Origin of the sequence: Kocuria rosea (assembly GCF_006094695.1) — a bacterium.
Classification (GTDB): Bacteria; Actinomycetota; Actinomycetes; order Actinomycetales; family Micrococcaceae; genus Kocuria; species Kocuria rosea.
In genome coordinates, this window is record NZ_CP035103.1 from 1771022 (window position 1) to 1785511 (window position 14490).

14 protein-coding genes are annotated in these 14490 nt (G+C 74.7%); 10 read left to right on the plus strand and 4 right to left on the minus strand.

Translation table 11 applies throughout. The features are described 5' to 3' along the window. Window positions 1–34: 34 nt before the first annotated feature. The 5 genes from EQG70_RS08215 (at window position 35) to EQG70_RS08235 (ending at window position 3725) form a co-directional block, all read left to right on the plus strand. Window positions 35–1042, plus strand: a complete 1008-nt coding sequence (locus EQG70_RS08215; protein WP_109268240.1) for an MsnO8 family LLM class oxidoreductase — start codon at window positions 35–37, stop codon at window positions 1040–1042. A 61-nt stretch (window positions 1043–1103) separates the two neighbouring features. Next, window positions 1104–1673 carry a nucleosidase gene (locus tag EQG70_RS08220; RefSeq protein WP_017834636.1) on the plus strand — a complete coding sequence of 190 codons (570 nt, stop codon included), beginning with the start codon at window positions 1104–1106 and terminating at the stop codon, window positions 1671–1673. Window positions 1674–1717: 44 nt separating this feature from the next. Continuing rightward, window positions 1718–2434, plus strand: coding sequence for a lipoate--protein ligase family protein (locus EQG70_RS08225; RefSeq protein ID WP_109222907.1), 717 nt, complete (start codon window positions 1718–1720; stop codon window positions 2432–2434). 38 nt (window positions 2435–2472) lie between these two features. Then, entirely contained in the window at window positions 2473–3309 is an 837-nt protein-coding gene (locus EQG70_RS08230) for an SOS response-associated peptidase (protein ID WP_017834638.1), read from the plus strand. 14 nt (window positions 3310–3323) lie between these two features. Next, window positions 3324–3725, plus strand: coding sequence for a pyridoxamine 5'-phosphate oxidase family protein (locus tag EQG70_RS08235; RefSeq protein WP_109243882.1), 402 nt, complete (start codon window positions 3324–3326; stop codon window positions 3723–3725). Window positions 3726–3849: 124 nt separating this feature from the next. On the opposite strand, the gene EQG70_RS08240 is transcribed toward EQG70_RS08235, so the two are convergent. Next, window positions 3850–4353 (minus strand): GNAT family N-acetyltransferase, encoded by a 504-nt coding sequence (locus EQG70_RS08240; RefSeq protein ID WP_017834640.1) that lies wholly within the window; start codon window positions 4351–4353, stop codon window positions 3850–3852. Between the two features lie 301 nt (window positions 4354–4654). On the opposite strand from EQG70_RS08240, the gene EQG70_RS08245 reads away from it, so the two are divergent. From EQG70_RS08245 to EQG70_RS08255, 3 genes are all read left to right on the plus strand, one after another. Then, window positions 4655–4978: a DUF6504 family protein gene (locus tag EQG70_RS08245; protein WP_017834641.1), complete on the plus strand. Its 324-nt coding sequence runs from the start codon at window positions 4655–4657 to the stop codon at window positions 4976–4978. Between the two features lie 79 nt (window positions 4979–5057). Next, on the plus strand, window positions 5058–5897 hold the full coding sequence (locus tag EQG70_RS08250) for a fumarylacetoacetate hydrolase family protein (RefSeq protein WP_035929081.1): 840 nt from the start codon (window positions 5058–5060) through the stop codon (window positions 5895–5897). A gap of 158 nt (window positions 5898–6055) precedes the next feature. Continuing rightward, window positions 6056–7024, plus strand: a complete 969-nt coding sequence (locus EQG70_RS08255; protein WP_109243883.1) for a TIGR03885 family FMN-dependent LLM class oxidoreductase — start codon at window positions 6056–6058, stop codon at window positions 7022–7024. A 38-nt stretch (window positions 7025–7062) separates the two neighbouring features. On the opposite strand, the gene EQG70_RS08260 is transcribed toward EQG70_RS08255, so the two are convergent. Continuing rightward, a complete protein-coding gene (locus EQG70_RS08260) occupies window positions 7063–7635 on the minus strand; it encodes an MOSC domain-containing protein (protein ID WP_017834644.1) in 573 nt (190 codons plus the stop codon). 255 nt (window positions 7636–7890) lie between these two features. Between EQG70_RS08260 and EQG70_RS08265 the strand changes: the two genes are divergently transcribed. Next, window positions 7891–8484 (plus strand): hypothetical protein, encoded by a 594-nt coding sequence (locus tag EQG70_RS08265; RefSeq protein WP_109267965.1) that lies wholly within the window; start codon window positions 7891–7893, stop codon window positions 8482–8484. 76 nt (window positions 8485–8560) lie between these two features. On the opposite strand, the gene EQG70_RS08270 is transcribed toward EQG70_RS08265, so the two are convergent. Beyond that, on the minus strand, window positions 8561–9658 hold the full coding sequence (locus EQG70_RS08270; RefSeq protein ID WP_109267964.1) for a tartrate dehydrogenase: 1098 nt from the start codon (window positions 9656–9658) through the stop codon (window positions 8561–8563). Between the two features lie 127 nt (window positions 9659–9785). Next, window positions 9786–10781, minus strand: coding sequence for a LysR family transcriptional regulator (locus EQG70_RS08275; protein ID WP_109267963.1), 996 nt, complete (start codon window positions 10779–10781; stop codon window positions 9786–9788). Window positions 10782–11061: 280 nt separating this feature from the next. Here EQG70_RS08275 and EQG70_RS08280 point away from each other — a divergent pair, with 280 nt between their 5' ends. Beyond that, the gene (locus tag EQG70_RS08280) at window positions 11062–14445 is read left to right on the plus strand and encodes a DNA polymerase III subunit alpha (protein ID WP_109267962.1); all 3384 of its coding nucleotides are present in this window, start codon (window positions 11062–11064) and stop codon (window positions 14443–14445) included. The last annotated feature ends 45 nt before the right edge of the window (window positions 14446–14490 follow it).

The window sequence follows — 14490 nt, forward strand, 5'->3', positions numbered from 1 at the left end:
GAATGCTTCCGGCGCCGCCCGGGTTGTGCGCACCATGGCCCTCTCCGACGTCCCGCTCTCCCTCCTCGACCGCGCCAACACCCGGGACGGCTCCACGGAGGCCGAGGACCTCGCCCGCGTCCTGGAGCGGGCCGAGCGCGCGGAGGAGCTGGGCTACCACCGGTTCTGGGTGGCCGAGCACCACGCGGTGCCCGGGATCGCCGGGTCCGCGCCGGCGGTGCTGATGGCCGCCCTGGCCGCCCGGACCCGACGTCTCCGGATCGGCTCCGGCGGGATCATGCTCCCCAACCACCAGCCCCTCGTGGTCGCCGAGCAGGCCGCCACCCTCGAGGCCCTGCACCCCGGCCGGATCGACCTCGGCGTGGGCCGCTCCCTCGGCTTCACCGCCGCGGTCCGGGACGCGCTGCGCACCGGCAAGGAGGCCGCGGACCGCTTCGGGGACGACCTGGCCGAGCTGCTCGCGCACCTCTCCGGCGCGGCCCCGGTGACCGCCCGGCCCCGCAACCACGCCGCCACGCCGGTCTTCGTCCTGGCGACCGGCGCCGGGGTGGAGACCGCGGCCCGGGCGGGACTCGCCGTGGTGCTCGGCGGCCCGGCGCTCATCCGCGAGGGCCCCGGCGGCGGCGCCGCGGTGCTCGAGCGGTACCGCGCGCAGTTCCGCCCGTCGTCGTGGTGGCCGGAGCCCTACGCGGTGGTCTCGGCGAACGTCGCGGTGGCGCGGACCCGCGCGGCCGCCCGTGAACTGCTGCTGCCCGAGGCCCGCGCCCTGGCCGCCTCCCGCACGCGGGGCGAGTTCCCGCCCCTGGCGCCCGCACGGCCCGCGGAGCCGGACGGGCTCACGGCCCGGGAGCGGGCCCTCGTGCAGGAGACCCTCACGTCCTCCGTCCACGGCACGGCCCCGGAAGTCCGGGACCAGCTGGAACGGCTGCTCGCGCGCACCGGGGCGGACGAGCTGCTCGTGACGGGCGGCGCGCACGATCTCGACGCCCAGGCGGACTCCGACCGGCGGCTCGCCGCGCTGTTCACCACCCGCCCGGCCTGACCTCCCCGCCGGGAGGTCAGGCCGGGCGGGGGCGGGAGGGGAGTGCGGATAGAGTGACGGGGTGCCACAGCTGCTCGTTCTCGCCGCCCACCCCCTGGAGACCAAGTACTTCCCGGAGGACATCGACCTGGTCCTGACCGGTGTCGGGATGTCGGCCGCGGCGGTGCGCACCACCGAGGCGGTGCTGACCCGCTGCCCGGACCCCGCGCGCCGGGCGGAGCTGACGGTCCTCAACATCGGCAGCGCCGGCGCCCTGAAGCACGGGCTGACCGGGGTGCTCGAGCCCTCCCGGATCATCAACCGGGACGTGGACGAGGAGCTGCTGCGCGCGGCGGGGATCCCCGTGGACAACGTCATCGAGCTCGGCGGCGACGGCCCCGTGCTCGCCACCGGGGACTCCTTCGTGGCCGGCGGACCCGCCCGGGACGCCCTGGCCGCCCGGGCGGACCTCGTGGACATGGAGGGCTGGGCGATCGCGGTGGCCTGCCGGCACCTGGGCGTGCCGCTGCGGATGGTCAAGCACGTCTCCGACGCCGCCGACGAGGAGGCGGTCGCGTGGGCCGAGAAGGTCGAGCTCAGCGCCCTGGCCCTGGGGCGCTGGTTCCGCGGCAGCGGGATCACCGGGGCGTGACCTGCCGCAGGGCCGTCCGGATCCGCCACTAGACTGGGGCCAGCATGAAACTTCTCCGCCAGCGCGAGTCCCTGGGCGTCCAGCAGGACTACGAGAGCGCCATGACCCTCCTCGCCGACGTGCGCCGCAGCGGGCCCGTCCTGCGCCTGTACGAACCGGCCCCCACGGTCGCCTTCGGCCGCCGGGACGAGCTGCGCCCGGGCTTCCCCGACGCCGCCCGGGCCGCCCGCGAGAGCGGGTTCGAGCCCCTGGTCCGCAAGGTGGGGGGCCGCGCCGCGGCCTACCACGGCGGGTGCCTGATCATCGACCACCTCGAGGCCGCCGAGGACCCCACCTCGGGCATCCAGGACCGCTACCGGCTCTTCGGCGACATGATCGTGGCCGCCCTGGAGGAGCTCGAGGTCGAGGCCGACGTCGGCGAGATCCCGGGCGAGTACTGTGCCGGCGAGCACAGCGTGCACGGGACGCACCCGGCGTCGTCGTCCACCCCGGGCCGGAAGGTGAAGCTGGCCGGGACGGCCCAGCGGGTGGTCGCGGGCGCCTGGTACTTCAGCACCGTGCTCGTGGTCGAGCAGTCCGAGCCCATCCGCTCGGTGCTCACCGACGTCTACTCGGCCCTCGACCTGGACTGGGACCCGGCCACCGCCGGGGCCGTGGACGACCTGCGCCCGGGCACCACCGTGGCCGACGTGGAGCGCGGGATCCGCAAGGTGTACGGCATGTACTCCCGGTACCTGGGGTACGGGCCGCTCACCGACTGAGCCCCGGCCGCGGGCCGGGCAGACCGAGGAGGCAGCAGATGTGCGGACGCTACGTCATCGCCCGGGCCGTGGGCGACCTCGTCGCCGCGACCGGGGCGGTCCCGGACGAGAGCCTGGGCGAGGCCGACACCGAGCGGCTGCGGGCCAACTGGAACACCGCGCCCACCACCGACGTGCCGATCGTCCTGGAACGCCTCACCGGCGGGAACGGCCGGGACGACGACGGGGAGCTGGTGCGCGAGCTGCACGTGGCCCGCTGGGGACTGGTCCCGGGCTGGGCCAAGGACCCGGCGGTCGGGTCGAAGATGTTCAACGCCCGCTCGGAGACCGTCCTCGAGAAGCCGTCCTTCCGCAAGGCGGTCCGGGCCCGCCGGTGCGCGGTCCCGGCCAACGGCTACTACGAGTGGAAGAAGGAGCCCGGCGCCGGGAAGGGCGGGCGCAAGCAGCCCTACTACGTCCACCCGGCCGATCCGGAGGAGACCATCTGGTTCGCCGGGATCTACGAGTGGTGGCGGGTGCCCGAGGGCACGGAGCTGCACTCCGCGGCCCTGCAGCCGGGCAGGGACGGCGGCGGGAGCACCTGGTTGCTGTCCTGCTCCATCCTCACCACCGACTCCCCGGAGCCCTCCGACGAGCACCCCGTGCTCACGGAGCTGCACGGTCTGCACGACCGGATGCCGATCCCGCTGGCGCCCGAGCACGTGGGGGACTGGCTGCGCCCCGGGGAGGACGACGCCCCGCAGCTCGTGGACCTGGTCCGGGCCGAGGCGCACCGGACGGCCGCCCGCTGGGTGCTCGACCCGGTGGGCCCGGCGGTCGGCAACGTGCGCAACAACTCCCCGGAGCTCGTCGAGCCGCAGCGGAGCCTGTTCTGAGCCCCCGGGAGCCCGTGGACCGGGTCGCCGACTTCGTCCGCGTCCACGGCGGCGGGGTCGTGGCGACCAACAGCGGCGCCGGCTGCCCCGAGTCCGCGTGGATCAACCTCGCGGCCCTCGGGGACGGGCGGCTGGTCTTCGGCACGAACGAGCGCAGCCGCAAGTACGCCAACCTCCTCGCCGATCCCCGGGTCTCCCTCGTGGTGGTCTCCGGGACGGGCCAGGAGTTCCAGCTCGAGGGCGAGGCCGCCGTGCTGGAGGGCTCCGCCGCGCAGGACGCCGGCGAGGTGCTGGAGTCCCGGCACCCGGGGGCCACGGACAAGGACAGCACCCGGCTCGTGGCGGTGCGCCCCCGCTGGGCGCGGTTCGTCGACATCGCCGCCGATCCCCCCGTCCGGGAGGAGTTCTCGCTCTGAGCCGGTCACAGAAGAGGCCCGGGACCCGCATCGCGGGTCCAGGGCCTCTTCCACGGCCTGGTGCCGGGTCCTGTTCGTGCCGGCGTCCCCTCCGGCGTCCCCCGGTCCGGAGCGCCCGCCGGGCTCAGACGTCGTCCGTCTCGGGGACCCAGCGGTTGAAGTCGAGCGTCAGGTAGAGCGCGAGCGCCGCCGCGTTGTCCTCGGCGATCCGCAGGCTGACCTGGTCGTAGCCGTTGTCGTAGAGGGTGCCCATGGCGCAGCGCACCAGCTGCTCGGCCAGGCCCTGGCGGCGGCGGGAGGCCGCCGTGAACAGCTCGAAGATGTAGGGGACGTCAGGGAGGTCGTCGCCGACCCGCCGGGACAGCACGAGCGCGGCGGCCACCACGGTCCCGTCGTCGTCGACCACCACCGGCGAGGCCTCGGGCAGGAAGGGCCCGTACTCCCCGTCGAAGACTCCCCGGATCACCTGGCGGGCCTCCTCCAGACTGGAGACCCCGCCCTGCTCGTAGGAGGAGTAGTAGAGCTGGGCGAGGCTCTCGGCGTCCTCCGGGCCGGACGGACGCAGATTCACCGCGGGCTTCTTGGTGTTCGCCGCGGTGTGGGCGATCAGCGTGATGGTTCCGGTCATGGAAGGCCTCCGTGAGGTCGACGCCGGTTGCTCCGGCGGGGCGGACGAGGGACAGGGGACGTCCGGGAGGGCCGCGCAGGGCAGGCCCTCCGTGCATTCAGCGTATCCATTTCGCTGGGCTTGTCCATGCTTCGCCGTCCTCGATCGCAAAAGTGAACGGCCAGGTCGGAGCGGGGACTTCACGGGAACACCTGTTCCTTTTCCGCGCTCTTCCGGGTTAGCGTGTCGTACAGGTGTTCTAGCTTCCAGGGAACAGGGCGCACCGGGGACGGGCGCCGGGCCGAGGGAGAGAGGAGCCGTCGTGGGTTTCCTGACGGAGAGCGTCGACGTGGACTGCGACACGGACGGGGTGCCGGTGGGCGTGCGCTGGCGCGGGCGGGACTACCTGGTGGCCCAGGGACCCGTGCGCTGGTACGAGCGCCGCGCCTGGTGGTCCGAGGACGCGCGGCTGCCCAAGGACCGGGGGATCGGTGCGGTGGACCAGCAGATGTGGCGGGTCCAGGTGCAGCTGAACACCCGCTCCGAGCTGCTGACCCTCGAGCTCGTCCACACCCTCGACACCGGGCGCTGGCGGCTGCTCGCCGCCACGAGCGCCTCGGGGATCCGCGTGGTGCGCTGCGCGTAGGCCGCCGCGGTGCACCCTCCCGCCGGAGGTGCATAGGATCGTCGGTGGAGACCGCACCGCAGAACGTGAGGGAGCACCCGTGAGACTCGGCACCGTGCGACGAGACGGCACCACCCAGGCCTTCCGGCAGGAGGACGGGCGGACCGTCTACCTCCCCGTCCCCGACGTCGGGGCCCTCCTCGCCGGGGGCGACCTGCGGCTGCCGGGGGAGCCGGGCCCCGCGCCGGCCCCGGAGGACCTGGCGACGCCCGTCCTGCGCCCGGGCAAGATCCTGTGCGCCGGGCTGAACTTCTACGACCACGCGGAGGAGGTCGGTCAGGAGATCCCGGAGCACCCCACGATCTTCGCGAAGTACGCCACCGCGCTCATCGGCCCCACCGACCCCATCGCCATGCCGGAGGAGTCCGAGAAGATCGACTGGGAGGCCGAGCTCACCGTGGTGATCGGCTCGCCCCTGCGCCACGCCACGCCGGACCAGGCGCGGGCCGCGATCGCCGGGTACACCATCATGAACGACATCTCGGTGCGGGACTGGCAGGGCCGGACCTCCGAGTGGTTCCAGGGCAAGAACTTCGACCGCACCACCCCGGTGGGCCCCGTGGTGGTGACCCCCGACGAGATCGACCCCGAGGCGGGACTGGCGATCCGCTGCACCGTGGACGGCGTGCGGCACCAGGACTCCGGCACCGACCGGATGATCTTCTCCGCCGTGGAGCTGGTCGAGTACCTCAGCCGGTTCCTGACCCTCGAGCCCGGGGACCTCGTGGCCTGCGGCACTCCCGCCGGCGTGGGCCTGGCCCAGAAGCCCCGCCGGATCTGGTTGCGGGACGGCCAGGAGGTCGTCACCGAGATCGAGGGCATCGGCGAGCTGCGCAACGTCTGCACCCCCGCCGAGGACCTCCGGGCGGCGGCCGGCTGACCCGGCACCCGTCCCCACCCGGTCCCGTCCTCCCTCTCCTGCTGTCCAGATCCCCGTGACCTGATCCCCGTGACCTGATCCCCGTGACCTGATCCCCGTGACCTGATCCCCGTGACCTGATCCCACTGTCCTGTTCCCGCCTTCGACCGGAGGACCCCATGGCGACGATCGGCTTCCACGCCTCCCACGAGCAGATCCCTCCCGAGCAGCTGCTGCGCGACGTCGAGCACGCCCAGCAGGCCGGCTTCGGCGCCGCCATGTGCTCGGACCACCTCGAGCCATGGTCGCCGCACCAGGGCCACTCCGGGTTCGCCCTGTCCTGGCTGGGCGCCGCCCTGGCCACCACGGACCTGCCCTTCGGGTTCGTGCACGCCCCGGGCCGGCGCTACCACCCCGTGGTCACCGCCCAGGCCACGGCCACCCTCGCCCGCATGTTCCCCGGTCGGATCTGGACCGCCCTGGGCAGCGGGCAGAAGCTCAACGAGCGGGCCGTCACCCCGGACTGGCCGGCCAAGGAGCACCGGCAGCGGTTCCTCGAGAGCAGCTTCGACGCCGTCCGCCGGCTGCACGCGGGCGAGGAGGTGTCCTGCCGCGAGCCGTTCCACGCCGACCGCGCCCGGGTCTGGGACCCGCCGGAGGTCCTGCCCGCCCTGCGCGTGGCCGCGCTCACCCCGGCGACGGTCCGCCGCTTCGCCCCCCTGGCCGACGGGTTCATCACCGTCCAGCAGCCCCTCGAGGACCTGCGCCGGATGCTCGAGGCCTGGCGCGAGGCCGGCGGCACCGGGCGGACCGCGCTGCAGGTGCACCTGAGCTGGGCGCCCTCCCCGGAGCAGGCCCGCGCGATCGCCTTCGACCAGTGGCGCACCAACGTCTTCGACGCCGTGACCATGGCCGAGCTCGCCTCGCCCCAGGACTACCTGCGCAAGGCGGTCCAGGAGGACGTGGGGGATGAGCAGATCGCCGGGGCGGTCAACGTCTCCGCCGACCTCGGCCGGCACGCCCAGTGGCTGCACGAGTACGCCGACCTCGGCTTCGACGAGATCTACCTCCACCACGTGGGGCAGGAGCAGGGCCGCTTCCTCGACGCCTTCGGGGAGACGGTGCTGCCCCAGCTGGCGCAGGCCTGACCCGGCGCGGGCCCGGGCGCCGGTCCCGGGTGGGCGGGCTACGGCAGCCGGGACGGGCGCCGCAGCACGGCCGCGCCGGCCAGCTCCGGCTCGAGCGGGACCGGGCTGTGCAGCACGGCCGGTCCGCGGTGCAGGTCGCCGCTGGACAGCGGCCGGCAGCGCAGGCCCCCTCGCCCCCGCATGGCGGCGTGCGCGCCCGGAGCCAGGACCCGGTCCATCCACACGCAGGGGTGGGCCGGGCGCCCGCCCCGCAGCCGCACGAGGGCGCCCCGGGACTCCAGCGCGAACTCCTCGCCCAGCAGCGGGGCCAGGTGGGCGCCCCGGAGGACCACGTTGCGCCGGGTCAGGAGCGGGTCGAAGGGGTCCGTGCCCAGGTCCGCGGCCATAGCCTCGAGCGCCTCGACGGCGAGCAGGGTGACGGCGGCGTCCATGTGCGCGGCCTTGCCGAAGAACCGGTCGCCCACCACGCCCTTGCCGGCCACCAGCTCGACCCGCTCGGCGTCTGTGGTGGGGACCTCCGCCGCGCCGTCCCGGGCGCGGCCGAAGTAGGCGTGCGCCGGTGACACGAGCAGGTGCAGGACCTCCACGTCGTACCGATAGGTCGCCGTCATGGCCCACACCCCTCCGTCGTCGCGGCCGCCGGTCCGGCGCCGCCTCGCTGTCGCCGGACCTCAGCATAGGCAGGGCGGGCGACACCGCGGGGCGCCGGGCCGCGCCGCCCGATCTTCCCTGCACCCGGGGAGCGCCCCGCGAGCCTGTCCCCTTTACGGATGCACACCTGGTGTCCGGGGGTGCGCGCGGGCAAGAATGGCAGCGACGGAGGACAGCCGAGGGGCACCGTGGTCCGGACGGGGGAGGGAGGTCGCGTGTCTGCCAGACGCTCCGCCGGGGGACGGTACCGGCTGGCCGGGCTGGCCGGGCCGGCCGGGTCGGCCGGGTCGGCCGTGGTCGTCCTCCTCGTGGTCCAGCTCCTCCTCCGGGGCGTGATCTCCGTGGCGCAGCTCGCGCTCGGAGCGGCGGCGCTCGTCGTCGTCGCGCTGGTGCTCGGCCAGCGGTTCCTCGTCCCCTGGCTGGCGCGCCGGTCCCCGAACCGGCCGCGCATCACCACGACCCGGGCGTGGACGTGCCCGATGCCCCCGGAGGAGGCCCTCGAGCGGATCCGCACGGCGTTCGAGGACCTCGGCCCGGCGGTCCGCTCCCAGGAGTGCTGCGTGGAGGTCTCGGTGGGCTCGGACGTCACCTTCCGCCGGCGCGGGACGGCCTCCGAGTTCGGGTGGCGGGCCCTGCCCCTGCGGGCCACCTTCCGGGTGGTCCCCCGCGGCGGTGGGTCCGAGGTCGCCGCCGACGTGCGGGACGACCTCGGCTGGTACCCCGAGGCGCCCGGCAGGCTCGTGGAGGACGAGATCGACCGCCGCAGCGCCTCCCTGATCGAGCGGGCGATCTGCGCCACGGGACGCTGACCGCCGCGCCCGGCGCGGCGCCGGCCGGTCCCGGGAGGTGTCCCGGGCGGGGCGGGGGCCGGAGGGACGGGAAGCCTCAGGCGGAGGTCAGGGAGGCGGCCAGGGCGTCGACGACGGCCCGGGTGATCTCGGCGGTGTCGGCGGTGCCGCCGATGTCACGGGTGAGGTGCCCGGCGGCGGTGGTGGCCTCGATCGCGGCCTCCACCCGGCGGGCCTCGGCGTGCAGACCGAAGTGGTCCAGCATCAGGGCGGCGCTGGCGATCGCCCCGATCGGGTTGCAGATGCCCTGGCCGGCGATGTCCGGGGCGGTGCCGTGGACGGGCTCGAACATCGAGGGGAACCGGCGCTCCGGGTCGAGGTTCGCACTGGCGGCCAGGCCGAGGCTGCCGGCCAGGGCGGAGCCGAGGTCGGAGAGGATGTCGGCGTTGAGGTTGGAGGCCACCACCACGGAGAGCTCCTCGGGGTGCAGGACGAACTTGGCGCTCATCGCGTCCACCAGCACCGACTCCGTCTGCACGTCGGGGTAGTCGGCGGCGACGCGGGCGAAGACCTCGTCCCACAGCACCATGCCGTACTGCTGGGCGTTGGACTTCGTGACGCTGGAGACCTTCTGCACCGTGCGGGTGCGGGCGAGGTCGAAGGCGAAGCGGATGATGCGCTCGCAGCCCTTCTCCGTGAACAGGGAGGACTGGACGGCGACCTCGTTGCCGGGACCTCGGCCGGCGAGGTTCCGCCCGCCGAGCCCGGCGTACTCGCCCTCGCTGTTCTCCCGCACCACGACCCAGTCCAGTTCGGTGTCGTCGGCCTTGCGCAGCGGGGAGACCACGCCGGGGAGGAACTTGACGGGGCGGATGTTGGCCCACTGGTCGAAGTTCTGGGTGATGTTCAGCCGCAGCCCCCACAGGGACACGTGGTCGGGGACGTTCTCCCACCCCACGGCGCCGAAGTAGATGGCGTCGAAGTCCTGGAGGGTCTCCAGCCCGTCGGCCGGAATCATCACCCCGTGCTGGGCGTAGTACGCACTGCCCCAGGGGAACTCGGTCCAGTCGAAGGAGAACGCCCCGTTCGACTGCTCGGCCACCGCGTCCAGGACCGTGCGGCCGGCGGCGACGACCTCCGGGCCCACGCCGTCGGCGGGGATCGAGGCGATCGTGAAGACCTGGTGCTCGGCCATGGGGTGCTCTCCTTCTCGGGTGCTCTGGTCGTGGTGTCCGCAGCGCAGTGCGGCACCGGGTTCCAGTAGAGCGCCCCGAGCACCGTGAGGTCCAAGACCGGAATCCCATCCCCCGGATAGGAATCCCCTATGACACGATCCGCGGCGCGTCCTGCGGCGCCGTCCCCTCCGGCCGGCCCGCCCTCTCGGCCCGGTCCGGCGCCGTTCCCTCCGGTGCCCGGGAGCAATCCGCGGCGTGCCGGGCCGCGTGCTCGGCGGCGACCGCCAGGAACGCTCGGGCGGCCGGGGTCAGGTGCGCCGGGCGGCTGAGCACGGCCACGTGCAGCACGGTGACCGGTTCGATCCGCAGCACCCGCAGCCCTGCGGCGCGCGCCAGCGGGGTCCAGGAGGAGGGCAGCACCGCGTGCCCGACCCCTGCCAGCACCAGCGGGAGGACCGAGGTGCGGTGGGCGACCTCGGCGGCGATCTCGACCGGCACCCCGCCGGCCAGGGCGTCGTCGACCAGCCGCCGCATCAGCGAGCCCTGCTGGGAGACGACCACCCGGTGCCCGGCCAGGTCCTCCCGGCGGATGGCGTGCCCGTCACCGAAGGTGTCCGCCTGCGGTGCCACGATCAGCACCAGGGGCTGCTGCTCCAGGTGCATCACCTCGACCTCGGCGGAGCGGAACGGGTGCTCCGAGCCCAGGACGCCGATCTCGGCGCGGCCGGTGCGCACCGCGTCGGCCACCTCCTCGGGGGTGAAGGCCGCGTCCACGCTGACCGTCACGGCCGGGTGGGCCCGCGCGTAGGCGGCGATCATCGACGTGAGCGGTTCGACGCCGGGGGAGGGCATGGCGACCACGTCCAGGCGGCCGCTGCGCACCCCGCGCAGGTCGTCGACGGCGGACCGGGCGGCCTCCAGGTCCCGGACCACCACCCGGGCCGGGCCCACCAGCTCCTCGCCGGCCTCGCTGAGCACCACCCGCCGCCCGATCCGGTGGAACAGCGGCACCCCCAGTTCCCGCTCGAGGCCCTTGATCGTCTGGGACAGGGAGGGCTGGGCGATGAGCAGCTGCTCCGCGGCGCGGGTGAAGCCGCCGTGGTCCACCACGGCCAGGAAGTACATGAGCTGCCGGACGTCCATCGTCGTCTCCTCCTGCGTCCGTGCGGCGGGGGTGCGGGCCCCTCGGTCCTGCCCGTGGGTGCAGGAAACAACATGCCACAGAAGTGCGGCATCCCCCGTCCCGGAACGAGGGCGTCCCCGTGCGCGGCGCCCCTGCGGGCCGTGGGCGGATCGTGTCCCGCCCGGGTCCGGCGTCCTCCTGGGCCGGCGTGCGCCGCCACGGACGCCCAGGAGCCGGAGTTCTCGCGGCCCCGGCGGTTTGCAATTGACTTAAGATTCGAACACGTATTCGAATGGGGGCGTGAGCTTTCCGCACCTGCACGTCGCCACCGCCTTCAGCGCCCACTTCGGGGTCAGCCGACCTGCCGTCCTGGCGGCCGCCGCCGCGGCGGACGGCGCGGACGCGCTCGCCTGCACCGACCGGGACGGGCTCTACGGCGCGATCAAGCACCTGGGCGCGTGCCGGGAGCACGGCATCGACCCGGTCCTGGGGGCCGACCTCGCCCTGCTGGACCCCGGCCGCGAGCGCGCCCTCGGCCGCGTGGTGGTCCTGGCGGCCGGCGGCACCGCCGGTGCGGGCTACGCCGCCCTGTGCCGGCTCGTCTCCACCGCCCACGCCGCAGCGGGCCCGCCCGGGGTGACCGCCGCCGAGATCGCGGCCGCCGCACACTCGCCCCGGCACGGGGAGCCGGTCCTGACCGTCCTGCTCGGGCCCTCCTCCGACGTCGGGCAGGAGCTCGCGGCCCGCCGCTACCGCACCGGGCGCGCCGCCCTGGCCCGGTGGCGGACCCTGCTCCCCGCACCGGCGCTCGCCGTGGAGGTGGTCTCGCACCTCGCCGCCCCCGGCACGGCGTGCAGCACCTCCCACGCGGCCCGGATGCTGCGCGCCGCCCTCGAGGCGGGGCTGACCCCCGTGCTGACCAACGCGGTGCGCTACGCCACGCCCGCCGAGGCCGCCACCGCCGACGTCCTCGACGCCGCCCGCGCCCTCACCCCGCTCGAGACCCTCGGGGCGCGCGCCGGCCACGCCCCCGGCGGCAGGGCCACCGGGCGGACCGGGACGTCCCGACGGACGACGGCGCCGGAGCCGCTGCAGCCCAACGGCCAGGGCTGGCTCAAGTCCGCCCGGCAGATGCGCGCGCTCGCCGCGGAGATCGCCCGGGCCGCGGACCTCGGCGCGGCCGGGGCCGCGGCCCTGCTGGCGGGCACCCAGCGGGTGGCCGACCGGTGCCGGCTGGACCCGGTCGCCGACTGCGGCTGGGGGCGGCCGGTGGTGCCCGAGGCCTCCGTGCTGGGCCTGGACCGGCCGGCGCCCGCAGAGCTGAGGGCCCGGTGCGAGACGGGGCTGGGCCGCCGCTACCCGGGCCGCCGCATGACACGGGCCGTGCGGGACCGGCTGGAGCAGGAGCTGGGGGTGATCGAGGACCTCGGCTTCGCCTCCTACTTCCTCACCGTGGCCGAGGTCTCCGCGATGATCGGGCAGATGGGGGTCCGCCACGCCGCCCGCGGCTCGGGGGTGTCCTCGCTCGTCAACTATCTGCTCGACGTCTCCCAGGTGGACCCGCTCGAGCACGAGCTGCTCTTCGAGCGCTTCCTCTCCAACGACCGCTCGACCCTCCCAGACATCGACATCGATGTCGAGTCGGCCGAGCGCCACCGCGTCTACCTGCGGATCTTCGAGCGCTTCGGCCCCGAACGGGTGAGCCTCATGAGCATGCAGAACGCCTACCGGGCCCGCGGTGCCGTCCGGGACGCCGGGCTGGCGCTCGGCATCGACCCCGAGACCGTGGACGGCGCGGCCAAGCAGCTGTGGCACCTGCCGGCCTCGGCGCTGCGGGAGACCATCGCCCGCCAGCCGGAGCTGCGGGACTTCGCCGAGCAGGTGGCCCAGGAGAAGCAGCTCGACCTCCTCGTGGACCTCACCGAGCGCCTGGACCGGCTGCCCCGACACATCTCCATGCACCCGTGCGGGGTGATCCTGGGGGACCTGAGCCTCCTGGACCGCACCCCGGTGCAGTCCAGTGGGACGGGGATGCCCATGAGCCAGTTCGACAAGCACGACATGGACCCCATGGGCATGCTCAAGCTCGACATCCTCGGCGTGCGGATGCAGTCGGCGCTCGCCCACGCCGTCGACGAGGTGGCCCGCACCCACCCGGACCGGCCCCGCCTGGACCTCGAGGCGATCCCCGTGGACGACGCGAGGACGTTCGAGCTCATCCGCTCGACCCACACCCTGGGGTGCTTCCAGATCGAGTCCCCGGGCCAGCGCGAGCTCATCGGCAAGATGGCGCCCACGAGCTTCCGCGACCTCATCGTGGACATCTCCCTGTTCCGTCCCGGGCCGATGCACTCGGACATGGTGCGCCCCTACCTGGAGCACCGCCACGGCTGGTCCGCGCCCGTCTCGATCCACCCGTCCCTCGACCCGATCCTCGCCGAGACCCACGGCGTGACCGTCTTCCACGAGCAGGTCCTGCGCATCCTCGACACCTTCACCGGATGCGGTCTCGCCCGGGCCGACGAGCTGCGCCGCCGGCTGGGCTCCGAGCGCCAGCTCGAGGTGGAGGAGTTCTTCCGCGAGCGGGCCCGTGCGCGGGACTACCCCCTGGACGTGGTGGACAGGGTCTGGGAGACCCTGGCGGCGTTCGGCTCGTTCGGCTTCTGCAAGGCCCACGGCGCGGCGTTCGCGGTGCCCACCTACCAGTCCGCGTGGCTGAAGGCCCACCACCCGGAGGCGTTCCTCGCGGGGCTGTGGGAGCACGATCCCGGGATGTACCCCAAGCGCCTGCTCGTGGGGGAGGCGCGGCGGATGGGCATCCCCGTCCTGCCCGTGGACGTCAACCGCTCCGACGAGCACTACCGGGTGGAACGGCTCGACGACGACCCCGCCCGCCTGGGCGTGCGCCTGGCCCTCACCGGGATCCACGGGGTCTCCCGGGCAGAGGTCCGCCGGATCGTGGCGGGGCAGCCCTACGCCTCGCTCGCCGAGCTGCGGCAGCGGGCCCGTCCCTCGCGGCGCACCCTCGAGCGTCTCGCCGCCGTGGGGGCCTTCGACGGCCTGCTGCGCCGTTCCGGCGGTCCCGCGTCCCGCGCCGACCTGGTGCACGCCCTGCGGGCCCGGGCGGACAGCGGCCGGCCCGCCCGGCCGGCCGGGGAGGTCGAGGGGCAGCTGGCCCTTCCGCTCGGGGACCTCGAGCTGCGCGCCCTGCCCGCGGAGCGCCCCGAGCCCACCCTGGCGGAGAAGGTCCGCACCGAGCTGGACCTGCTCGCGGTGGACGTCTCGGCGCACCTGCTGGAGAGCTGGGCGCCCCTGCTCGGCGAGCTCGGGGTCACGCCCGCGGAGCGGCTGCTGGAGCTGCGCAACCGGTCCGAGGTGCTCGTGGCGGGGGTGCGGGTCTCGACCATGACCCCGCCCATGCGCAGCGGCCGGCGGGTGGTCTTCGTCAGCCTCGACGACGGCACGGGCGCGGTGGACTGCGCCTTCTTCTCCGACGCCCAGACCCGCTCGGGGCAGCACCTGTTCGGCACGCGGATGCTGCTGGTGCGGGGCCGGACGCGGCGCACCGGGCCCCGGGGGATCAGCATCAGCGCCGAGCAGGCCTGGGACCTCGCCGACCCCGGAACCCCGGCCGCGGTGCGCGCCGCGGCCCCGCCTAGCCTGCGGGGAGCCGGGGCAGGATGAGCCGGGAGACCGTCCGGATCCAGGGGTTTCACTCTCGGTGAAGCC